This window comes from Rhizobium sp. NXC14 (genome assembly GCF_002117485.1).
GTDB lineage: Bacteria > Pseudomonadota > Alphaproteobacteria > Rhizobiales > Rhizobiaceae > Rhizobium.
Genome location: NZ_CP021030.1, coordinates 3,221,370 through 3,241,907, shown reverse-complemented (window position 1 = coordinate 3,241,907; position 20,538 = coordinate 3,221,370). Strand labels below are relative to the sequence as shown.

General features: G+C 60.3%; 18 protein-coding genes and 1 pseudogene. 6 read left to right on the top strand and 13 right to left on the bottom strand.

Annotated features, from left to right (window positions below; all coding sequences use genetic code 11):
- Position 1 precedes the first annotated feature (1 nt).
- Genes NXC14_RS15970 through NXC14_RS15960 form a run of 3 tightly spaced genes read right to left on the bottom strand, consistent with a single transcriptional unit; the run spans position 2 to position 3,468 of the window.
- Positions 2–919: an ABC transporter permease subunit gene (locus NXC14_RS15970; RefSeq protein ID WP_085778968.1), complete on the bottom strand. Its 918-nt coding sequence runs from the start codon at positions 917–919 to the stop codon at positions 2–4.
- Positions 916–1,839 (bottom strand): oligopeptide ABC transporter permease OppB, encoded by a 924-nt coding sequence (oppB, locus tag NXC14_RS15965; protein ID WP_085778967.1) that lies wholly within the window; start codon positions 1,837–1,839, stop codon positions 916–918. Before oppB ends, NXC14_RS15970 begins: the two co-directional genes overlap by 4 nt.
- 48 nt (positions 1,840–1,887) lie before the next feature.
- Entirely contained in the window at positions 1,888–3,468 is a 1,581-nt protein-coding gene (locus tag NXC14_RS15960; RefSeq protein WP_085778966.1) for a peptide ABC transporter substrate-binding protein, read from the bottom strand.
- 286 nt (positions 3,469–3,754) lie between these two features.
- Here NXC14_RS15960 and NXC14_RS15955 point away from each other — a divergent pair, with 286 nt between their 5' ends.
- Complete coding sequence (locus NXC14_RS15955) at positions 3,755–5,476, top strand: alpha-glucosidase family protein (RefSeq protein WP_085778965.1); 1,722 nt, start codon at positions 3,755–3,757, stop codon at positions 5,474–5,476.
- A 21-nt stretch (positions 5,477–5,497) separates the two neighbouring features.
- Here the strand turns inward: NXC14_RS15955 and ade are convergent, their stop codons facing one another.
- Together ade and NXC14_RS15945 are read right to left on the bottom strand one after the other, a co-directional pair.
- A complete protein-coding gene (ade, locus tag NXC14_RS15950) occupies positions 5,498–7,195 on the bottom strand; it encodes an adenine deaminase (protein ID WP_085778964.1) in 1,698 nt (565 codons plus the stop codon).
- 116 nt (positions 7,196–7,311) lie between these two features.
- Complete coding sequence (locus tag NXC14_RS15945; RefSeq protein WP_085778963.1) at positions 7,312–8,415, bottom strand: branched-chain amino acid ABC transporter substrate-binding protein; 1,104 nt, start codon at positions 8,413–8,415, stop codon at positions 7,312–7,314.
- A 151-nt stretch (positions 8,416–8,566) separates the two neighbouring features.
- On the opposite strand from NXC14_RS15945, the gene NXC14_RS15940 reads away from it, so the two are divergent.
- Complete coding sequence (locus tag NXC14_RS15940) at positions 8,567–8,866, top strand: hypothetical protein (RefSeq protein ID WP_085778962.1); 300 nt, start codon at positions 8,567–8,569, stop codon at positions 8,864–8,866.
- Complete coding sequence (locus NXC14_RS15935; RefSeq protein WP_085778961.1) at positions 8,866–9,780, top strand: HD-GYP domain-containing protein; 915 nt, start codon at positions 8,866–8,868, stop codon at positions 9,778–9,780. The genes NXC14_RS15940 and NXC14_RS15935 overlap by 1 nt, the downstream gene beginning before the upstream one ends.
- Before the next feature lie 78 nt (positions 9,781–9,858).
- Here NXC14_RS15935 and NXC14_RS15930 read toward each other — a convergent pair whose 3' ends face one another.
- The 6 genes from NXC14_RS15930 to NXC14_RS15905 form a co-directional block, all read right to left on the bottom strand.
- Positions 9,859–11,184, bottom strand: a complete 1,326-nt coding sequence (locus tag NXC14_RS15930; RefSeq protein WP_085778960.1) for an aspartate aminotransferase family protein — start codon at positions 11,182–11,184, stop codon at positions 9,859–9,861.
- A 335-nt stretch (positions 11,185–11,519) separates the two neighbouring features.
- Positions 11,520–11,837 carry a metalloregulator ArsR/SmtB family transcription factor gene (locus NXC14_RS15925; RefSeq protein ID WP_085778959.1) on the bottom strand — a complete coding sequence of 106 codons (318 nt, stop codon included), beginning with the start codon at positions 11,835–11,837 and terminating at the stop codon, positions 11,520–11,522.
- Positions 11,838–11,945: 108 nt separating this feature from the next.
- On the bottom strand, positions 11,946–12,695 hold the full coding sequence (locus NXC14_RS15920) for a pyridoxamine 5'-phosphate oxidase family protein (protein WP_085778958.1): 750 nt from the start codon (positions 12,693–12,695) through the stop codon (positions 11,946–11,948).
- Between the two features lie 31 nt (positions 12,696–12,726).
- Positions 12,727–13,779 carry a choline ABC transporter ATP-binding protein gene (gene choV / locus NXC14_RS15915; RefSeq protein WP_064804161.1) on the bottom strand — a complete coding sequence of 351 codons (1,053 nt, stop codon included), beginning with the start codon at positions 13,777–13,779 and terminating at the stop codon, positions 12,727–12,729.
- The gene (choW, locus tag NXC14_RS15910) at positions 13,776–14,621 is read right to left on the bottom strand and encodes a choline ABC transporter permease subunit (protein ID WP_085778957.1); all 846 of its coding nucleotides are present in this window, start codon (positions 14,619–14,621) and stop codon (positions 13,776–13,778) included. The genes choV and choW overlap by 4 nt, the downstream gene beginning before the upstream one ends.
- Before the next feature lie 74 nt (positions 14,622–14,695).
- On the bottom strand, positions 14,696–15,652 hold the full coding sequence (locus NXC14_RS15905) for a choline ABC transporter substrate-binding protein (RefSeq protein WP_085778956.1): 957 nt from the start codon (positions 15,650–15,652) through the stop codon (positions 14,696–14,698).
- A gap of 234 nt (positions 15,653–15,886) precedes the next feature.
- Between NXC14_RS15905 and NXC14_RS15900 the strand changes: the two genes are divergently transcribed.
- From NXC14_RS15900 to NXC14_RS15890, 3 genes are all read left to right on the top strand, one after another.
- Positions 15,887–16,489 carry a thymidine kinase gene (locus tag NXC14_RS15900; protein WP_085778955.1) on the top strand — a complete coding sequence of 201 codons (603 nt, stop codon included), beginning with the start codon at positions 15,887–15,889 and terminating at the stop codon, positions 16,487–16,489.
- A 227-nt stretch (positions 16,490–16,716) separates the two neighbouring features.
- Positions 16,717–17,790: a hypothetical protein gene (locus NXC14_RS15895; protein WP_085778954.1), complete on the top strand. Its 1,074-nt coding sequence runs from the start codon at positions 16,717–16,719 to the stop codon at positions 17,788–17,790.
- 232 nt (positions 17,791–18,022) lie between these two features.
- Positions 18,023–19,153, top strand: a complete 1,131-nt coding sequence (locus NXC14_RS15890) for a DUF2333 family protein (protein ID WP_085778953.1) — start codon at positions 18,023–18,025, stop codon at positions 19,151–19,153.
- Between the two features lie 11 nt (positions 19,154–19,164).
- Here NXC14_RS15890 and NXC14_RS15885 read toward each other — a convergent pair.
- Positions 19,165–19,616 (bottom strand): annotated as a pseudogene (locus NXC14_RS15885) (diguanylate cyclase).
- A 45-nt stretch (positions 19,617–19,661) separates the two neighbouring features.
- On the bottom strand, positions 19,662–20,387 hold the full coding sequence (locus NXC14_RS15880) for a LuxR family transcriptional regulator (RefSeq protein WP_085778952.1): 726 nt from the start codon (positions 20,385–20,387) through the stop codon (positions 19,662–19,664).
- Between the last annotated feature and the right edge of the window lie 151 nt (positions 20,388–20,538).

The following is a 20,538-nucleotide window of genomic DNA, read 5'->3' as shown; positions in this document are numbered from 1 at the left end:
TCTATCGATCCTTCGGGTCGAACGCGTCGCGCAGGCCGTCTCCGATGAAGAGCAGGCTGAGCAGCAGGGCGACGAGGAAGCTTGCCGGGAAGATCAGCAGCCAGGGCATGCTTTCCATCGCATCGGTCCCTTCCGCGATCAGCGTGCCGAGCGAGGTCAGCGGTTCCTGCACGCCGAAGCCGAGATAGGAAAGGAAGCTTTCCGTGGCGATGATCTCGGGCACTGTCAGCGCCGCAAAAATGACCACCGGCCCGACGAGGTTCGGGATGATGTGCTTGACGATGATCTTGAACGGCCGCTGCCCGGATGCGCGGGCCGCTTCGATGAATTCGCGATGCTTGATCGACAGCGTCTGGCCACGCACGATGCGGGCCATTGTCAGCCATTCCAGCGCGCCGATCGCGGCAAAGAGCAGATAGACGTTGCGGCCGAAGATCACCATCAGCAGGATGACGAAGAGGATGTAGGGAAGCGCGTACATGATGTCGACGAAGCGCATCATGATTGCATCCAGCCTCCCGCCGATATAGCCCGATATCGCGCCATAGAGTACGCCGATGACGACCGAGACGACAGTCGCCGTCAGCGCTACGGCCAGCGAGACGCGGGTGCCGTAGAGCACGCGGGCGAGAAGGTCGCGGCCGTTCGGGTCAGTGCCGAAATAATGGCCGGTCTCGATCGAGGGCGGGATGCGGAACGCGGCCCAATCCGGGTCCTCGTAGTTGAAGGGAATGAACCAGGGACCGAGGAAGGCGGCGAGGATCAGGAGCCCGAGGACGGCGATCGACAGAACGGCCGCCTTGTTGCGCCCGAGGCGGCGAAGCGCATCCCTGGTGAGCGAACGGCCTTCGGGCGCCAGGCCTTCGGCCTGCAGAAGCTCCTCTGCGAGCAGCTCGCGTTTTGCGGGATTGAGGATCATCGGTTTCTCACTTTCGGATCGAGCCACGCATAGGCGATATCGACGAGAAGGTTCAGGAACACGATCAGCACCATGTAGAAGATGACCGTTCCGAGAACCATGCCGTAGTCGCGGTTCAACGCCGCATTGACGAAATAGCGGCCGATGCCGGGCAATCCGAAAATGCTCTCGACAACCAGCGAGCCGGTGAGAAGGTAGCTTGCCGCCGGTCCGAGATAGGAGACGACCGGCATCATGGCGGGCTTCAGCGCGTGGCGCATCACCGTCAGCCGCGGGCCGATGCCCTTGGCCTTGGCGGTGCGGATGAAGTTCTGGTTCATCACTTCGATCATCGAGCCGCGGGTTATGCGCGAGATGCGCCCGGCATGGGGAAGGGCTAGAACGACGATCGGCAGGACAAGGAATTTGAGCGAGCCGTCACCCCAGCCGCCGACCGGAAACCAGGCAAGATGGATGCCGAAGATCAATTGCAGAATCGGCGCGATCAGGAAGTTCGGCAGCACGACGCCGATCAGGATCAGGCTACCGAGAATGTAGTCCGGCGTCTTGTTCTGATAAAGCGCCCCGAGACAGCCGACGGTCACGCCGACGATGATGGCGAGCAGGAAAGCAGCCGTGCCGATCGTGAAGGTATAGGGCAGACCGATCATGATCTGCTGAGCGACGCTGAAATCCTCACTGGAGAAGGAGGGGCCGAGATCGCCCTTGAGCAGATCTCCGACGTAGAGCAGGTATTGCTGGATCAGCGGCTTGTCGAGATTGTAGTGGGCCGCAAGATTCTTGAGGATGACCGGCGGCAATGGCCTTTCGCCATCGAAGGGGCCGCCGGGAGCAAGGCGCAGGACGAAAAACGAGGCTGTCACGGCGATCCACATGACGGGGATCGTCGACAGCAGGCGACGGAGAGCGTATTTGATCATGGTCGTGGGCCGGTCCTTCCCGCAGTGTGCGGGAAGGACCGTTTTCCCTTACTCTTTCATCGACAGCCAGCGCGTGCGGTGGATGTCCTGGATGTTGTCGACGAAGCCTTCGATCTTTGGCGAAACGACATTCTTCGAGACGTAATAGTAGATCGGCAGGGCGGCGGATTCATCAAGCGCCAGTTGCTCGGCCTTCTTGAAGATTTCGGCGCGCTTGGTGAGGTCCGTCTGAGCATTGCCGTCCTTGATCAGCTTGTCATATTCAGGATTGGACCAGCGGCCGTAATTCATCTGCACGCCCGTCACCAGGAGGTTCAGGAAATTGTCCGGATCGTTGTAATCGGCAAGCCAGCCCGCACGGCCGATTTCCACCTGGCCGCGCTGCATCTGGTCGTAATGCACCTTGGTTTCGGCGTTGACGAGCTCGACATCAACGCCCAGCGGCTTCCACATCGAAGCGATCGCGACGGCGATGCGCTTGTGGTTGTCATTGGTATTGTAGCTGAGGACCGCGTGGAGCGGCTTATCTGGGCCGAATCCGGCGTCGGCAAGCAGTTTCTTGGCCTCGGCGACCTTGTCCTTGTAAGGCAGGTCCTTCCAGCTGACATAGGCCGGCTCGCCGTAATTGGCAGTGCCTGGCGGAACCCAGGAATAGGCCGGAAGCTCGCCTGTGCCGAGGATCTGCGGGCCGATCACTTCGCGGTTGATCGCCATGGAGAGAGCCTGGCGGACGCGCTTGTCGCTGAAAGGAGGCTTCTGCGAGTTGACGACGTAATAATAGAGGCCGGAGAAGGGGGCGACATGCGCCTGGCCCGGCAGGTTCTTCTTCATCCATTCGTACTGGTCTGTGGGAAAGTCGGTGAGGATGTCGAATTCGCCGGCGCGGTAGCGTTTCAGCGCCGCTTCCTGGTCTTCGAGCACGAAGAACTTGGCGCCGTCGATCTTCAGCTCTTTGGTGCCATACCACTGGTCGTTCTTGACTGTTGTGACGTGTGAGCCGGGAACCCATTCGACCGGCTTATATGGACCGTTGGTGACGATGTTGCCGATTTTAACCCAATCCTGGCCCTTCGCCTCGACGACATGCTTCGGCAGCGGATAGGCCGTGTAGTGCATCAGCGCATTGAGGAAATAGGGAGTCGGATTTTCCAGGGTGATTTCGAGTGTCTTGTCGTCGATCGCCTTGACGCCAAGCTGGCTGAGATCGGTGATCTCGCCCTTATTGATCTTTTCGGCGTTCTTGATGGTGAACTGCAGATAGGCGTAGTCGGCGGCGTTCTTCGGATCGACGAGGCGCTGGAAGGCGAAGACGAAGTCTCCTGCCGTTACCGGCCGGCCATCGGACCACTTAATGCCGTCGCGGAGCTTGAAGGTGTAGACCTTGCCGTCAGGCGAAATGGTCCAGCTTTCGGCCTGGCCAGGGACCGGATTGTCCTTGGCGTCTTCGGTGACGAGGCCTTCGAAAATGTCGCCGGCAATACGATTCTCCCAGTCGCCGGAAAGTTTCTGCGGATCGAGCGACTGCGGATCGCCACCATTGTGGATGTTGAGCGTCGCCGCGTGCGCCGAAAACGCCAGCAATGTGCCAAGCATTGCGGAGGCGAGAAATTTTTTCGTGAACTTGTTCATCGTGGGTCCACCTTTCTAGGCTTTGCGCCTTTATTAGACATCTGTTCCCGGTTTTCGACCTCTTACGTGCAGGTCAGTGCGCACCTTATCGCAAAGGCTTTGCGTTGCAACCCCAAATCCGGAGGCTGGTTTGCGGTTGTGGACAAGCCTATATACGTCTCCCTCTTGCGGGATCGCGACGAAGCGTCGCGGCGGTTTCGGCTCCATTCATAACGGCTTCACATGGTTGTCTTTTGTTTCGTCCGCTTTAGTGTGGCGAGCGCGAACAAGGCGGGAGACGTAGCCGATGGCATTGCAGGCAGGCGGGAATGCGGACTGGTGGCGCGGAGCGGTGATCTATCAGGTCTACCCGCGCTCGTTTCAGGACACCAACAGCGATGGGCTCGGCGATCTCAAGGGGATCACCCGCCGGCTACCGCATATCGCCAGCCTCGGTGTCGATGCGATCTGGCTTTCGCCCTTCTTCAAGTCTCCGATGGCCGACATGGGTTACGACGTTTCCGATTATTGCGACGTTGACCCGATCTTCGGCACGCTCGCCGATTTCGACGAGATGATGGCCGAGGCGCACAGGCTCGGCATCAAAGTGATCATCGACCAGGTGATCTCGCACACCTCCGACCGACATCCCTGGTTCGTCGAGAGCCGGGCGAGCCGGAGCAATCCGAAGGCGGATTGGTATGTCTGGGCCGATCCGAAGCCCGATGGGACGGCGCCGAACAACTGGCTGTCGATCTTCGGCGGCCCGGGCTGGGAATGGGACGGCGTGCGCCGGCAATATTACCAACACAATTTCCTGACTTCGCAGCCTGACCTCAATTTCCACAGCGAAGAGGTGCAGGAGGCGGTGCTGGAGACGGTGAAGTTCTGGCTCGACCGCGGCGTCGACGGTTTCCGGCTGGACACGGTCAACTATTATTTCTGCGATAAGCAGCTCCGAAGCAATCCGCCGCATGAGCCCGATACCAGTGACGGGGGCCTCGATGCGCCCGACACCAATCCTTACGGCATGCAGAACCACCTCTACGACAAGACGCAGCCGGAAAATATCAGCTTTCTCAAGCGCTTTCGTGCGCTGCTCGACCGCTATGAAGATCGCACGACCGTCGGCGAAGTCGGCGACGGCGCTCGCTCGCTGAAGACGGTGGCCGCCTATACGAGTGGCGACGACAAGCTGCACATGTGCTACACCTTCGATCTGCTGGGGCCTGATTTCACCGCCGCGCATATCCGCGGCTGCGTCGAAGCCTTCCAGAAATCGGTGACCGACGGTTGGGTCTGCTGGGCTTTCTCCAATCATGACGTGATGCGACATGTCAGCCGGTTCGCGCTGACGGAGGAGGAGCGGCCTGTTATCGCCAAGCTCGCGCTCTCCGTACTTGCGGCGCTGCGCGGTTCGATTTGCCTTTATCAAGGCGAGGAGCTCGGATTGCCGGAGGCGGAGCTTGCCTTCGAGGATCTGCGCGATCCCTACGGCATCCGCTTCTGGCCGGCCTTCAAGGGCCGCGACGGATGCCGCACGCCGATGCCATGGGAAGCCGGAAAGGCGCATGCGGGCTTCACCTCGGCCGAGAAGAGCTGGCTGCCGGTGCCTTACGAGCAGGCGGCGCTTTCCGTGGATACACAGGAGGACAGCGACAACTCGGTGCTGCACCACTACCGCCGGACGCTCGCCTTCCGGAAGAGCCATCCTGCGCTTGTTGACGGCGAGATGACCTTCATCGGCACCAATCAGGACCTGCTCGCCTTCACCCGCGAAAAGGACGGAGAGAAACTGCTGTTCGTTTTCAACCTGACGCGCAAGCCGGCGGAATTCCGCGTGCCTGACGGCATGGTATTCGGAGAGCCCTTGGCCATGCCGGGCTACGAGGCTGTGGACGGTGCCGGGACGGTGACGGTTGCGGCGCTGGACGGATTTTGTGCGCGGGTTGGCGGCCTCTCGAAGCTGCTCGGGAAGGTGCCCGTTGCGAAACCTGTTGAGGGTGAATTGCCGGAGGCCTGGCAGTAAGCACTCCCAACCCGGCGCTACTCACCCGATCAGCGCGAACTTGTCCACGTCGACCATGCCACGGTCGGAAATCTTCAGATGCGGGATGACGGGCAGCGGCAGGAAGGCCAGTTGGAGGAAGGGCTCCTCCAGCGTGGCGCCGAGTGCCAAGGCGGCCTGGCGCAGATGGTGCAGCGTGTCGCGCACTGTCTCGTAAGGCTCGATGCTCATCAGGCCGGCGACGGGGAGCGCGATTTCGCCGGTGATCTTGCCATCCTCAACAACGACGAAGCCGCCCTTGATCTCTCCGAGGCGATTTGCGGCGAGCGCCATGTCGTCCTCATCGACCCCGACGACGCAGATATTGTGGCTGTCATGGCCGACGGTGGAGGCGATCGCACCCTTCTTCAGGCCGAAGCCCTGGACGAAGCCATTGGCATGATTTCCGTTCTTGCCGTGGCGCTCGATGACCGCGACCTTGATGATGTCGTTGGTTAGATCGACCGTCGCCTCGTTGCCCTTGGCCGGCAGGCGGTAGCGGCGATGCTCGGTGATGATCTTGCCCGGCATGACGCCGATGACCGATGTTTCGCCCTCGGTGACCGGTACTCCAAAATGGGCGGCATTGACCCGCCGGGCCTTGACGCTGTCGAGGCCGATCGGGGCGACCGGCTTGCGCGTGGCAAAAAGTGCGTCGGTGACGCGGCGGCCGGCGGAAAAAACCATCTCTGCACGGCAGCTTTGCAGGCTGTCGAGAACCACGAGATCGGCGCGCCAGCCCGGGGCCACCAGGCCGCGGTCTCTAAGGCCGAAGGCCTGTGCGGCAGAGATCGAGGCGGCGCGGTAGATGGCGAGCGGCTCGACGCCGCTCGCGATCGCAGTGCGGATCATATGATCGAGATGGCCCTGTTCGGCGATATCGAGCGGATTGCGGTCGTCGGTGCAGAGCGCGAGGTAGGGTGAAAGCCGCTCGGTGATGATGGGGATCAGCGCGGCGAGGTCTTTGGAGACAGAGCCCTCGCGCACCAGGATGTGCATGCCCTTGCGAATCTTTTCCAGCGCCTCGGCGGCGCTCGTGCACTCATGCTCGGTGCGGATGCCGGCCGCGAGATAGCCGTTGAGGTCGTTGCCGGAAAGAAGCGGCGCGTGGCCATCGATATGGCCCCCCTGGAAGGCGTCGAGCTTAGTCATGCAGATGGGATCCTTGTGGATCACCCCGGGGAAATTCATGAATTCGGCAAGACCGATCACCTTGGGATGGTCGCGGAAGTGCAGCAGGCTTCCGATCGGCAGGTCAGCGCCCGCAGTTTCGAGATGCGTGGCCGGCACGCAGGAGGAGAGCTGGACGCGAATGTCCATGATCGTCTCCAGCGCGGATTTAAGGAAGAATTCGATGCCCTCGGCGCCGAGCACATTAGCGATCTCGTGCGGATCGCAGATAGCGGTCGTGACGCCATAGGGCAGGACGCAGCGGTCGAATTCATGCGGCGTCACCAGCGAGGATTCGATGTGCAGATGCGTGTCGATGAAGCCCGGAACGACTATTCTGCCCGAGATGTCGATCTCGGTCTCGCCCGCATAATCGCCCGCAGTGCCAACAATGCGGTCAGCGCCGATGGCGATGTCGGAGCGGACGATTTCGCCGGTGACGAGATCGAAGAAGCTGCCGCCCTTCAGCACGATGTCGGCGGGGATACGGCCCACACCCTGGTCGATGAGACGTTCGAGTCTGTTGGTCATGGCACCGCTCACATTGCAAACCGATTCCGGAACTTATAACCGATCTGCTGCGACATGCGATGCCACAAACGAAACCGGGCGCTTATAGCGCCCGGTCGCAATCTGCAAATCCGGGATTATTCCGCAGCGACTATCTTCCCGCCTTCCCACTTATAGAGCGAGAAGCTCTGCGAGGTCAGGTCGCCGGTCTCGCCGTAGGTGAGCTTGCCGATGGCGGTCGGAACCTCCATGCCGCCCTTCAGTGCAGCCGCGACGGCTTCCGCATCCTCAGCGCTGCCGGCCTTTTCGATACCGGCTTTCAGGACTTCGACAGCGGCGTAGGCATTGAGCGTAAACGCCTCGGCCGGAATGTTCTTAGCGGTAAGTGCTTCGGCGGCAGCCTTTGAGTCCGGGTTCTTTGTGGCGTCGGAAGCATTGGTGAACAGCGTGCCTCCCGCCGCATCGGTTCCGATCGCCCAGAATTCCGTATTGGAGAGGCCGTCGCCGCCGATGATCATCGCGTTGGCGGAGAGATCGTGCAGCTGGCGGGCGAGCAGGCCGCCTTCCGGGTGATAGCCGCCAAAATAGACGATGTCGACCTTTTCGGCCTTGATGCGGGTGGTGAGGGCGCTGAAATCCTTGTCGCCTGGTGTGATTGCGTCATTGACGACTTCGGTGACGCCGCCGGCATTCAGCGTCGCCTTGAAGGCGTCGGCAAGACCCTTGCCGTAGGCGCCCTTGTCGTTGACGATGGCAATGCGTTTGTCCTTGAAATTCTTCAGCACGTATTTGGCGGCGACTTCGGCCTGCTGATCGTCGCGGCCGCAGGTGCGCAGCACGTTGGCGAGGCCGCGCTTGGTGAGGTCGGGAGCTGTCGCGGTCGGGGTGACCATCAGCACGCCGTTTTCAGCCAAAACGTCCGACACGGGGATCGCTACGCCCGATGTCACCGGGCCGACGACGAAGCGGATGCCGTCGCCGACAAGCTTGTTGGCGGCGGAAACGCCCTGCTTCGGTTCGCCGGCATCGTCGGCCAGTTCCAGCACGACTTTTTCACCGAGAATGCCGCCCTTCTTGTTGATCTCATCGACGGCAGTCTGAGCGCCGTTCTTCACCTGATCGCCATAGGCGGCGACGGGACCGGTCAGGGGCGCGATCAGGCCGATGGTGATATCGGCATGAGCAAGGGGCGCAAAGGCGAGTGACGCGACGAGGGTCGCCGTCAATGTCTTGAGGGTCATTGTCTGTCTCCTTGGATGGGGTCGTCGACCCGCGATGATGTGCCGCGCCGGCTTTCCCGATCATTCAACAGCCTTCAGAGGCTGTGCCAAGGACGACCGGTAACGGTGCGATCAGCGAACCCGCCGGCCATGTTTGACTCGGTGAGGGCTCATGGCGAGATTTCTAGAAATTTTGATGAGATTGCGCAAGTTCATAACAAAATGGAAAGAAAATTCGGCCGATCCGGCCGAGAATTCAGTCGAAGCCGATCACTTCCTTCGATTTTCCATTGTTTTCAGAGGCGAGGCGGCGAATGGTCACGACCTGCCTCCGGACAAAATCACCCCCATAAGGTTGTCTTTAACTTTCCTATTAACCGTTAGTTTGGCCAAGGGCAGTAGTATCCAGGAGACCCCGAATACCGCCGCATTGAAAAAGAGTACTGTACAATATCGGGAAACAGAGATCTGATGCTCAAGCGTATCGACGCCGATCAGGTGTGTATCGGAATGTTTGTGGAGGTTGTCGAGGGCCTGTGGCAGGATCCATTTTTGTCCAGGCGCAGATTTTCCCTGCGACGCGAAGTTGATGCTGCAAAAATTCGTAAATGCGGCACTGCCGGCGTCGTCATCAATACCAGCAAGGGGCTCGATACCAACGGCCTGCCGGGCCGTGACGTCGAGATCGACATTCAGGCCGCGCGCGACACCGTCCAGAGATCCATGCCGTTGTTGGAACAGGCTTTCGCAAAGCTGCGGAACGGCGATGGAGTCAGCATAGATCATGTGGCGCCGGTGATCTCGTCCGTCTCCAAGTCGATGGACGAGAACCCTGCGGTGTTCCTGAGCGTCACCCGCCTGAAATCAAAGGACGAGATAACCTTCCTGCATTCCATTTCGGTGAGCGCGCTGATGATCCTTTTCGGCCGCCATCTCGCACTCGACGAGCATACGATTCAGATGCTCGGCACTGCGGGTTTGCTGCACGATGTCGGTAAGCTTGAAGTTCCAATTGAGGTGCTGAACAAGGCAGGGCCCCTGGAAAAGGATGAGATCGGCTTGCTTCGGGGCCATCCGGAGAAGGGGCACGCGATCCTGTCGCGGCAGGAGGGCATGTCGGACATCGTTCTCGACGTTTGCCTCAATCATCACGAACGCGTCGACGGCAAGGGCTATCCGCGCAGCTTGCCCGCCAGCGAGGTGAGCCTCCACGCGCGGATGGCCACGATCTGCGATGTTTATGACGCCATTACCTCTGTGCGGCCATACAAGGCGCCTTGGAGTGCCAGCCAGGCACTGAAATGGATGTTCGGTGCCGAGGGGCATTTCGATCGTCAGCTCCTGAAAAAGTTCGCCCTCTGCCTCTCCGTCGCCTCTGTGAGCTGAGGTCTGCATTTTCAGACGAAAAGACCCGCGAGAACATTGCCCATCGCGGGTCTTTGGCACCGACCTTCGTGAGCCTCTTCAGATGTTGTTCTGAAGGATGGTCCTCAGCTTGCCGAAGAGCTCGTCGATATGCTGCTTCTCGATGATCAGCGGTGGTGAGAGCGCGATGATGTCACCGGTGGTGCGGATCAGAAGCCCGCTCTCATAGGCCTTCAGGAAGGCGGTGAAGGCGCGCTTCGTCGGCTCGCCGGCGATCGGGTCAAGTTCGATTGCGCCGATCAGGCCGGTGTTCCTGATGTCGATGACGTTGGGGCAGTCCCTGAGCGAATGCAGCGCATCGGCCCAATAATCGGAAAGCTCAGCCGCGCGGGTGAGCAGACCTTCTTCCTTGTAGGTGTCGAGCGTGGCGAGGGCTGCGGCGGAAGCGATCGGGTTCCCGGAATAGGTATAGCCGTGGAAGAACTCAATCATGTGCTCCGGGCCGTTCATGAAGGCGTCATGGATCTCGGAGGTGACGAAGACGGCGCCCATCGGAATGACGCCGTTGGTCAGCCCCTTGGCGGTGGTGATCATGTCGGGCTTGACGTCGTAATATTCCGCGGCGAAGGGGGCGCCGAGACGGCCGAAGCCGGTGATGACTTCGTCGAAGATCAGAAGGATGCCGTGTTTGGTGCAGATTTCGCGCAGCTTCTGCAGGTAGCCCTTCGGCGGAATCAGGACGCCCGTGGAGCCGGCCACCGGCTCGACAATGACGGCGGCGATGGTGGAGGCATCATGCAGCGTGACGATGCGCTCGAGTTCGGTGGCGATGTCGCCGCCATGCTCAGGTTCGCCGCGGGTGAAGTTGTTCTTGCCGGGCTGGTGGGTGTGCGGCATGTGATCGACACCGGTCAGGAGCGTGCCGAACATCTTTCGGTTGGCGACGATGCCGCCGACGGAGATGCCGCCGAAATTGACGCCGTGATAGCCGCGCTCGCGGCCGATCAGGCGGAAACGAGAACCGTTACCCTTCACGCGGTGATAGGCAAGCGCGACTTTGAGGGCAGTCTCGACGGATTCGGAACCGGAATTGGTGTAGAGGACGTGGTTCATGCCTTCCGGAGCGATATCGACCAGGCGGTTCGCCAGTTCGAACGCCTTGGGATGGCCGAGCTGGAAAGCCGGCGCGTAATCGAGTTCGCCCGCCTGCTGGCGGATCGCTTCGGTGATCTTCGGGCGGCAGTGGCCGGCGTTGACGCACCAGAGGCCAGCCGTGCCGTCCAACACCTGACGACCGTCATGGGTGGTATAATACATGTCCTTGGCGCCCACGAATAACCGCGGCTCCTTCTTGAACTGGCGATTGGCCGTAAAGGGCATCCAGAAGGCACGAAGATCATTCGGTGCATTGAGGCGGTTGGACATGCTGTTCTCCTGGCCGTTGGCGGCCCGTTCCCGAGGGGTTTGTCGTCCGAATTTTTACTGCCCGGTCAAATTATCAGCGCTTCCCAACGCGTCAACGAGAAAAGTCCCAACGCTTCCTTCTGTCAGCATCCGAAGTTGCGTCGCCGGCAAGAAGTCGCGGGTTGGGCTGATGTCAGGCATCAGACGAAGGTCACACAGAATCCGAAAAAACGACCGGCAAATCGCGTGATTTGCCGGTCGTGTCTTTAAGGTTTAGGTGCTGAAATACGTTGCCGATGCTCCCAGGGTATTCCCATGCGGCGCGGCACCGGTGCACTGTTATGTCAGCGCTATCATCAGGCTGCGGATCTATTTCGGCTCGGAACGAGGTAGATATCTTCGAGCGTCGCCAGGATCTTCATGACAGGCTCGGATGTGCTCGAATAGTAGATGGTCTGGGCGTCGCGGCGGGTCTTGACAAGCTTCTGCGCGCGCAGTTTCGAAAGGTGCTGTGAAAGCGCCGACTGGCTGAGGCCGACTTGTGTGGCAAGTACGCCGACGGCGACTTCGCCCTTCACCAGGCTGCACAGGATCAGCAATCTTTTGGGGTTGGCCATGGCTGACAATAGTGCTGCCGCCACATTCGTGTGGTCAGCCAAATCAGGGGTTTCCATATTCTTATCTTCCTAATGCGAAACGTACGTCATCTATCTGGTAAGGGCTGTCTGCCGGAGCCCGCGGCAAAATTAGCAACTGGGCTCGAAGATTGTATATACCTAAAATTAAGGTATCGAGTATGCTATTTTAGATATGTTTGAACAAATGTGATCGGAATCCACAGCGGGCGTTTCGAATTCGTATCGCAGCAAAAAGTCGCCGGAAATGATTTCAAAGCCCGCCGGATCGATGCCGCAGATGCGCCAAGAAGCCGATTTCGGGGCTTTTAAGCGCGCTGCAAGGGTTTCCGCCACATCGGGATGGCGCTCTACTAAATCTCGCACTGTTTCGGCCGCTTTGGCGGCAATCTCTTCGATTGCCGGCGATTGGATGATGAGATCCCCGCCGTCGAGATGGTAGGCGCGGCCGAAGCCGGCGTTGAGGCTCGCCTGCTCCGGTTTGAGACGGAAGAAGAGAAAATCGGGGAAATCGATATAGAGATTTGCCTTGGGATGGCGATCGAGAAAACGCGTGCGAATGCGCTCGTGGAACCGATGACCATGCTCAATCGGCTCCGCCGTGCATTGGGTCGTCAGCCGGCTATGGGCAAGCGGATCGCCCTTGCCCGGCTCACCGGTCAGCAACGAGGCGCGCGGGTCTCGTACTAGCGCTTTCGTGTGAGCCGAAAGCTTCGAAACGAGGATAACGGGCGCGCCGTCGACATCGGTAGCGAGAAGGACACGGCTGGCAAAGGGAAAACCAGTGTCGGGATCGAGAACGGCAATTGCCGCGTGCCGTGCGGAGCGCAGCAGCACGCGGGCGAGCCTACGGGCCTCGTCGTCGGTTTCGCGTAAGGGCGAGGGCTGATCTTTCATGTCCGCTTTGTGGCAAAGCGGATCGAAAACATCAAGCGTCCTCCTTGCGGCGATGGCGCGTGAGGCCGGCGACGATATCCTGGGCGGTGATGGTGCCGATGACGGTGCCGTTTTCCACGATGCCGATGCTGCCCGGCTGGCGGGCGAGTACGTCGAGGACATCGACGAGCGGGGTCGCGGCGCGGGCCGTGGCGCTGACGCTCATACCGGCAGCGGTCTGGCCGAGGCCGGGCTGCATAACGTCGGCGGCCGTCAGCATGTTGATGGGGTTGAGGTTTTGCACGAAGTCGGCGACATACTGGTCCGCGGGGTTCTTGACGATGTCGTGCGGCGTTCCGCACTGAATGATCCGACCGCCCTCCATGATGGCGATGCGGTTGCCTATGCGGAAGGCCTCGTCGAGATCGTGGCTGACGAAGAGAATGGTCTTCTTCAGCCGCCGCTGGAACTCCAGGAGTTCGTCCTGGAGGCGGGTGCGGATCAGCGGGTCGAGCGCAGAGAAGGGCTCATCCATGAGCAGGATAGGGGCGCCGGTGGCAAAGGCTCGGGCAAGGCCGACACGCTGCTGCATGCCGCCTGACAGCTCGTTGACCTTACGGTTCGCCCATTTCGTCAGGTTGACGAGTTCGAGCTGCTCGCCGACGCGGGCCTTGCGTTCGGCCTCCGGCATGCCGGCGAGTTCGAGACCGAAGCCGACATTTTCGGCGACGGTGCGCCAGGGCAGGAGGGCGAACTGCTGGAACACCATGGAGACGGTGTGGGTGCGCAGTTCGCGCAGCGCCTTGGCATTGCATTTGTAAGGGTTGACGAGGCCGGTGGTCGTGGAGACCGCGACGTCGCCGCGCACCACGGGAGCGAGCCCGTTGACGGCGCGCAGCAAAGTCGACTTGCCCGAACCGGAAAGGCCCATCAGCACGAGGATCTCGCCTTCCTCGATCGTCAGCGAGGCATTGGCGACGCCCAGCACCAGGCCGGTCGCGGCGCCGATCTCGTCGCGCGTTTTGCCCTGGTCGGCCATGGCAAGGGCGGCTTCCGGCCGATCGCCGAAGATAATGCTGACATCCTTGAAGCTTACCGCGGTCATGCGCCCTCTCCTTCACCCGCCGTGCGGAACATGCGGTCGAGAATGATCGCCAGGATGACGATACAGAGACCGGCTTCGAAGCCTTTTGCGACATTGACAGTGTTCAGCGCACGCACGACGGGCACGCCGAGACCATCGGCGCCGACGAGTGCGGCGATGACCACCATCGACAGCGACAGCATGATGGTCTGGGTGAGACCCGCCATAATCTGCGGCGCGGCGAAGGGAAGCTCGACCTTGCGCAGCACCTGCATCGGCCGCGCGCCGAAGGCGACCGCGGCTTCGACGAGGGAAGGTGGCGTCGAGATGATACCGAGACGCGTCAATCGGATGGGAGCGGGGATCGCAAAGATGACAGTCGCGATCAAGCCCGGAACCATTCCGAGGCCGAACAGGATCAGCGCCGGGATCAGGTAGACGAATGTCGGAATGGTCTGCATCAAATCGAGGACCGGGCGCATGGCTGCATAGACCCAGGCGCGGCGGGCGGCCGCGATACCCAGTGGAATACCGATCACCATGCTGACGAAGGTGGAGGCGAGCACAAGCGCGAGCGTCTCCGTAGTCTCCTTCCAGTATCCTTGATTCATGATGAGCAGCAGCCCAACACAGGTGAAGAGCGTAATCGCGATCGACCGCCGCAGCCAAAAAGCGAGGGCGGAAATGACCGCAATGACGATCAGCGGATGCGGCTTTTGCAACACGAAGAGCAGGCCGTCGATGACGTGCGACAGCAGAAAGGCAAGCTGGTTGAAGAACCATTCGCCATTCGAGGTCAGCCAGTCCACGAAGGATTTGGCCAATGGGCCGATGGGAATCTTAGAGTCGGTGATCCAATTCAAGAGCGCGCCTATCCCGAAAAAATTAACAATCGGACAAAAATGAAACGGGGCGGCGAGCCGCCCCGTTCATGTGATCAAAGGCCCAGGCTGGTCTTGGCGGCCGCCAACGCGTCGCCCTTGCCGTCGCGGGTCTTGACGCCGGCGAGCCAGGGCTCGAGCGCCGACGGGTTGGCCTTCAGCCATTCGGTAGCCGCAGCTTCCGGCTCCTTGCCGTCATCGAGGATCTTACCCATGATCTGGTTCTCCATGTCGAGGGAGAACGTCAGGTTCTTCAGCATGGAGCCGACATTCGGGCATTCGCCGAGGTAACCGGCGCGGACATTTGTGTAGACCTTGGCACCGCCGAAGTCGGGACCGAAGACGTCGTCGCCGCCTGTGAGGTAGGTCAGTTTGAAGTTGGTGTTCATCGGATGGGGTTCCCAGCCGAGGAAGACGACGGGCTTGCCTGCTTTCTCGGCCCGAGCGACCTGGGCGAGCATCCCCTGTTCGGAGGATTCGACGACTTCCATATCCTTCATTCCGAAGGTGTTCTTTTCGATCAGATCCATGACGAGGCGGTTGCCGTCATTGCCGGGCTCGATGCCGTAGATCTTGCCGTCGAGATCGTCCTTGTGGGCGGCGATATCCTTGAAATCCTTGATACCGAGCTCTGCACCCTTGGCGTTGGTGGCGAGCGTGTACTTGGCGCCGACGAGGTTCGGGCCGAAGGATTCGACCGACTTGTCATCGATGTAGGGGCGAACGTCCTTTTCCTGCGTCGGCATCCAGTTGCCGAGGAAGATGTCGATATCCTTGTTCTTCAGCGAGGTATAGGTGACCGGCACCGAGAGAACCTTGATGTCGGTCTGGTAGCCGATGCTTTTCAGGACGACGGAAGCGGTCGCCGTCGTGGCGGTGATATCAGTCCAGCCGACGTCGGAGAAGCGGACGGTGGAGCAGCTGTCGGGATCGGCGGCGAAGGCGGCGGTCGCAACGGAGAGGGCGGCGACGGCAGTTGCAGTGACGAGTTTGAATGTGCTTGTTGTTTTCATTTTAGACTCCCAGTCTTTAGGTCCCCAAGCCAATCACCAATAACCCAGTTTGACAAGCGACCTCAGTGCGTTTGCGTCGTATCGGAGGGTGCGATTGCGACGTTTGCGGTTTTTCTGATGTGCCCAGTTTTCGAGGCTTGCGACGGAGTCCAGACGGCGATTCCTGTGATTATTGCCCTTGCGGGGCTTTTCTTTGCCACTCCGAGCTTTCAATAACCGATCAAGGAGACTCTGATGGCAAAGCTCTATTTCAACTATTCGACGATGAATGCCGGCAAATCGACGATGCTGCTGCAGGCCGCCTATAATTACCAGGAGCGCGGCATGCGCACGGTGCAGCTGATCGCCGCCTTCGACGAGCGCGCCGGCCGGGGCGTGATCGGCTCGCGGATCGGGCTGGAGGCGAGCGCCATTCCCTTCGAACCGGACGAGGATCTGTTCCGACTGGTCATGACGCTGAGCGGTGAAGGGGCGCCGATCTCCTGCGTCTTCGTCGACGAGGCGCATTTCATGACGCCTCTCCATGTCTGGCAGCTTGCCCGCATCGTCGACCGGCTCGGCATCCCCGTCATGGTCTACGGGTTGAGGACGGATTTTCAAGGCAAGCTGTTTCCGGCCTCACAGGAGCTTTTGGCGATTGCCGACGAAATGCGCGAGGTGCGGACGATCTGTCACTGCGGGCGTAAGGCGACGATGGTGGTGCGGCTGGACGCGCAGGGAAAGGTGCTGCACGAAGGCGCGCAGATCGATGTCGGCGGCAATGAGAAATATGTCTCGCTCTGCCGCAGGCACTGGGACGACGAAGTGAACGGGGCATGGACGGCCGAACCGGTCTGAGACCGTCTAGGAAGAGAGCGCCCTGGAGCTCGAATTCGTTAGACGGGAATGCGTCGAAGGCAAGCTAGCGGGGAACCTACGGAGGTCGACCCCGTGGCGTTCCTTGAGGAGCTGAAAGCCGAGCGGCGTTCCGAGCGCGTCCAGTTAGAAGCTCCCTCGATCCTAACCGCTCACACTTTTCGGCGTTATGCTCTAGCTTGAGGCAGAAGATTCCCTGGAGAGATTAGGTGCGCAGAGCCCCGCCATTCGATAGCCTGTACGAAGCCGCAGGCGGCCTTGCCGAAAAGATTTCGGCCGAGGGAGCCTATTGCGAAGCCTGCATCCGCGGCTTTGACAGCGACGAAACGCGGTCGGCCGACGAGGGTTTTCTCGAACAGAACGCGCGCTTCCAGGCCCATATTGCCGATGGCACGGCGCTCGATGCGTTGCTTGCCGAACTGGTCTTCACATTGGACCGAATGACGGCGGAGGTTTCGGCCGATCTCGATAGTTTCCGCGGATTGACGCTGCGCGAGAAAATGGCCGGCTGGACGTCGCGCCAGAGAATGTGGCGCATGTATACCGAACGCGTGCGCGAGGCACCGGTCATCGAGCGGCTGCTCGATCTCCTGGCGAAATCGGACGCGCTCGCCAGGCTGATCGTGAGCCAGCGCACCTCGATCATCGAACGCCACAAGATAGCCGAACACGGGCTCGTGGGCATTGTCGAGCAACGGCGCCGGCTGGTCGATTCCATCGATATCGCCCGCCTGAAGATGAAGGAGCTCAACGCCAAAGCACTGACGACGCAGGGTCGTATCGGCGTCTATGGCAACAGGGCGCACTGGGAGCAGATGGAGGCAGAGCGGCGGGCGTTGAAGGCAGAGGCCGAACGAATTTCGGCCGAGGAGCACGAGATGCGGGACGACAGCCAGCGGCGCGAGCGCTTCATCGGCCTGTTCCAGGCTTTCGTCGATTCGCTGAATGGCCGGATCGGTGCCTGCAACGTCTTGCTGCGCAAGCTGATGATCGATGTCGAGGAGCGGCTGATCATCTATCAGGCGCAGGTCGATACCGACCGGCCGGGCATGAAGGTCAGGATCAAGCCGGAACTGTTCCCCGATATTGCAACCCCGATCAGGCTGTTCGAGAAAGATATGTTGGTCGCCCAGGATCTGGAGCGGCGCAAGAGCCGGGCCGACCTCGACGTCGCCGGAAAATTTCCGGCTTACGCCGAGCTGGCACCGGAAACGTCGGGAGCGCCGCTCATCGATACGGCGCGCAGATCCTTCCGCTTCAGGTTGCCGTTCCTGCGTTCCTGAGCCGTGACGCGCGCGGTTCGCGCTGCTTTCATTCGTAAAAATCAAGGGCTCTTGTTGTGCTCGGGCTGGCGAGCGCATATGTGGATGCAGCGGGGCGGCGATGTCCTCCTGCATAATTCCTTAGATTGGAACCATTTAAGGAATTATGCAGTGACTCAAAGTGCTACAGCGTCCTTAGCGCTTCTAAAACGCGCGGCGCGGTAGTGTTCGCCTCGCCTGACAGGAGACGACGATGCTTGACCGGATTGCCGGTTTTTTCTGGCGGATCGGCCAGACGATCGCCCGTTGGGCCCGCTTGTTTTCCGCCTGGGCCTTTTGGCCCTTTCTTGCCGCGCATGGCTGGTACCAGCGCCGGAGCTGGTTGATCCGGCTGCCGATCATCGCATTCGTGGCGCTCTTCGCCGTACTTTACGGCTATTTCTTCTGGCAGACGCAGGTCTGGTCGAACTTCAACACTGCCTTCGTCGACCAATACCGCTTTTCGGAACGCAAGATTGCCGCCGGGCAGGAACTGCCGTCCGCCGAGGGCGCGAGCGGCGCGGCCACCAAGACCTGTCAGCGCTCAGCCATTGTCGATGTCACGGCTGACCTTGCCGATTTCAACGTCAACCAGAACGCATGGATTTCTTCCATGCTGCTCTACAAAATGGGCTTCTTCGGGATCGACTGGGATCACACGCCCTTCCTCGACAACAAGGCCTCGTTCCAGCGTGGCATCAACCAGGCAGTCCGGCGTACCTCGGCGGAGCTTGTCGATACACTCGGGCGCGTGCGCGGCACGTCTGGCATCAACAACGATCTGCAGAGCGCGCGCGGCAATCTGCAGTTCGACGAATATAGCTGGTATTTCGGGCTCAATCCGTTCGGGCCTAAAACGCCAACGCCTTCCTACTACCGCTCGGCGATCGGCAGCCTGCGCAAGTTCAATACTGATCTGTCCGCCTGCAACGTTATTTTCGACGGCCGCGCCGACAATCTGATGCAGTTCATCGACCGCATCGCCAACGATCTCGGCGCCACTTCCGACATGCTCGCCGAGCGCTCGGAACACCATAATCGCGGCTGGTTCGACACGCGTGCCGACGACCGGTTCTGGTTCGCCTACGGCCAGCTTTATGCCTATTACGCCATCCTGACGGCTGCACAGGCGGATTTCTCGCAGGTGGTGCAGGAACGCAATCTCGGCGCGATTTGGAGCGGCACTACGCGGCAGTTCCAGGCGGCACTGCGCATCCAGCCCTCGATCATCTCGAACGGGCGCGAAGATGGCTGGATCATGCCGAGCCACCTCGCGACCATGGGCTTCTATATTCTGAGGGTGCGCTCGAACCTCGTCGAGATCCGGTCGGTGCTCGATCGTTAGAGCGTTGCGCGTCAGCGGCGCCCCGTATGATCCTCGAAGCCAACGACGCGCAGCCTCTCGACGAATTCATAGGTGACGCCGACGATGCCGCCGCCGCTGGCATCGTCACGGAAGCGGCCGATGCTGCGCACCAACTTGTAACCGCCGAGTTGTCGACGCGATAGACGAAATGGTAGCCGATGCCGTGACGGCTTGCCTCCTCGGAGGTCTGGGCGATCAGGCTGCGGTCTTCGGCGTGAATTCGAGACATCAGTTCGGCCAGATTGACCGGCCCGTAGGGAAGATCGAAGATCGTGTGCACATCCTCGCTTGCAAAGAAATGTCCGGTTTCGATGTCGATGCGCCAGAAGCCGAAAAGGCGATAGGCCGCAACCATCTGGACGATTTCCGCATCGGTGATGCCGATATGGACGTGGGACTGTGCTATCTTGTCGACGACAGGCTGTTCGAAACGAAGAGACACGATCCTCCCAATCACGGGACAACGTGCTGACCCTCTTCTGATTTTTCAGCTGATCAGCTTCAATCGAATTGCTTTTGCTACCAACTGGGTGCGATTGACGCAATCGAGTTTCTTGATCGCGTTGGTCATGTAGGCGTTTACCGTGTGATCGGAGAGCGCCAGGATCTGGCCGATTTCGATCGAAGTCTTGCCCTGTGCCGTCCAGCGCACGACTTCAAGTTCACGCGCCGACAGCGCATTGTGCGCGTTTTCCTCATTACGCCTGACGGCATTGTATGCGTCGAGGGCATGCAGGATGATGATCGCCAGCTCGTTGACCTCGCTCTGGCCGAGCGCCGCACGCTCGCCGCAGAACCAGAAGACCAGGCGCTGCCCATCGAGTGCAATCGTCGGCATGGCAACACCCGCAGGTATCGCATGGCGCAGCATCAAGGCGCGCAGTTCGGCTGGAAAGGCCTGTCCATTGACGGTATCGTCGAGGTGCCAGGCCTGCGGCACGGCCGACTCCCTCAGCCGTACGCCGAAAGGGCAACCGCGCATCATGTTGGCGCGATCGAAGTCTCTGATATAGGCCGCGGGAAGCGAGCTTTCGATCAGTAGCGGTTTCAGGAGGAGGTCTTCTGGCGAGGGAGCGTGCATCAGCGTCGCATAGGACAGTCCGAAAGCCGCAGAGACCCTGCCGAGCCCTTGTGCAAACAGGCCGCGCGTTCCTGCAACAGCTAGTTCCGCCGCAAGCAACGACTGTCTTTCAGAGGTGGTCATATAAGACATTTGTACGCCTCCGGCAGCCCCAATGTTAACGCTATCAAATACACAAACACTGCTGGATGCTAGTCCCAATTGCCTTATCTCAAGCCGATTAGTACGAAACGCGCAGAAATAGTCACGACTGCGCGCGCCCCGGTTGAGTTGGGGCTTGTGC

Coding starts and splice junctions, on each gene's coding strand:
- NXC14_RS15970 (WP_085778968.1), bottom strand. CDS start 919: ATGATCCTCAATCCCGCAAAACGCGAGCTGCTCGCAGAGGAGCTTCTG.
- oppB (WP_085778967.1), bottom strand. CDS start 1,839: ATGATCAAATACGCTCTCCGTCGCCTGCTGTCGACGATCCCCGTCATG.
- NXC14_RS15960 (WP_085778966.1), bottom strand. CDS start 3,468: ATGAACAAGTTCACGAAAAAATTTCTCGCCTCCGCAATGCTTGGCACA.
- NXC14_RS15955 (WP_085778965.1), top strand. CDS start 3,755: ATGGCATTGCAGGCAGGCGGGAATGCGGACTGGTGGCGCGGAGCGGTG.
- ade (WP_085778964.1), bottom strand. CDS start 7,195: ATGACCAACAGACTCGAACGTCTCATCGACCAGGGTGTGGGCCGTATC.
- NXC14_RS15945 (WP_085778963.1), bottom strand. CDS start 8,415: ATGACCCTCAAGACATTGACGGCGACCCTCGTCGCGTCACTCGCCTTT.
- NXC14_RS15940 (WP_085778962.1), top strand. CDS start 8,567: ATGGCGAGATTTCTAGAAATTTTGATGAGATTGCGCAAGTTCATAACA.
- NXC14_RS15935 (WP_085778961.1), top strand. CDS start 8,866: ATGCTCAAGCGTATCGACGCCGATCAGGTGTGTATCGGAATGTTTGTG.
- NXC14_RS15930 (WP_085778960.1), bottom strand. CDS start 11,184: ATGTCCAACCGCCTCAATGCACCGAATGATCTTCGTGCCTTCTGGATG.
- NXC14_RS15925 (WP_085778959.1), bottom strand. CDS start 11,837: ATGGAAACCCCTGATTTGGCTGACCACACGAATGTGGCGGCAGCACTA.
- NXC14_RS15920 (WP_085778958.1), bottom strand. CDS start 12,695: ATGAAAGATCAGCCCTCGCCCTTACGCGAAACCGACGACGAGGCCCGT.
- choV (WP_064804161.1), bottom strand. CDS start 13,779: ATGACCGCGGTAAGCTTCAAGGATGTCAGCATTATCTTCGGCGATCGG.
- NXC14_RS15905 (WP_085778956.1), bottom strand. CDS start 15,652: ATGAAAACAACAAGCACATTCAAACTCGTCACTGCAACTGCCGTCGCC.
- NXC14_RS15900 (WP_085778955.1), top strand. CDS start 15,887: ATGGCAAAGCTCTATTTCAACTATTCGACGATGAATGCCGGCAAATCG.
- NXC14_RS15890 (WP_085778953.1), top strand. CDS start 18,023: ATGCTTGACCGGATTGCCGGTTTTTTCTGGCGGATCGGCCAGACGATC.
- NXC14_RS15880 (WP_085778952.1), bottom strand. CDS start 20,387: ATGTCTTATATGACCACCTCTGAAAGACAGTCGTTGCTTGCGGCGGAA.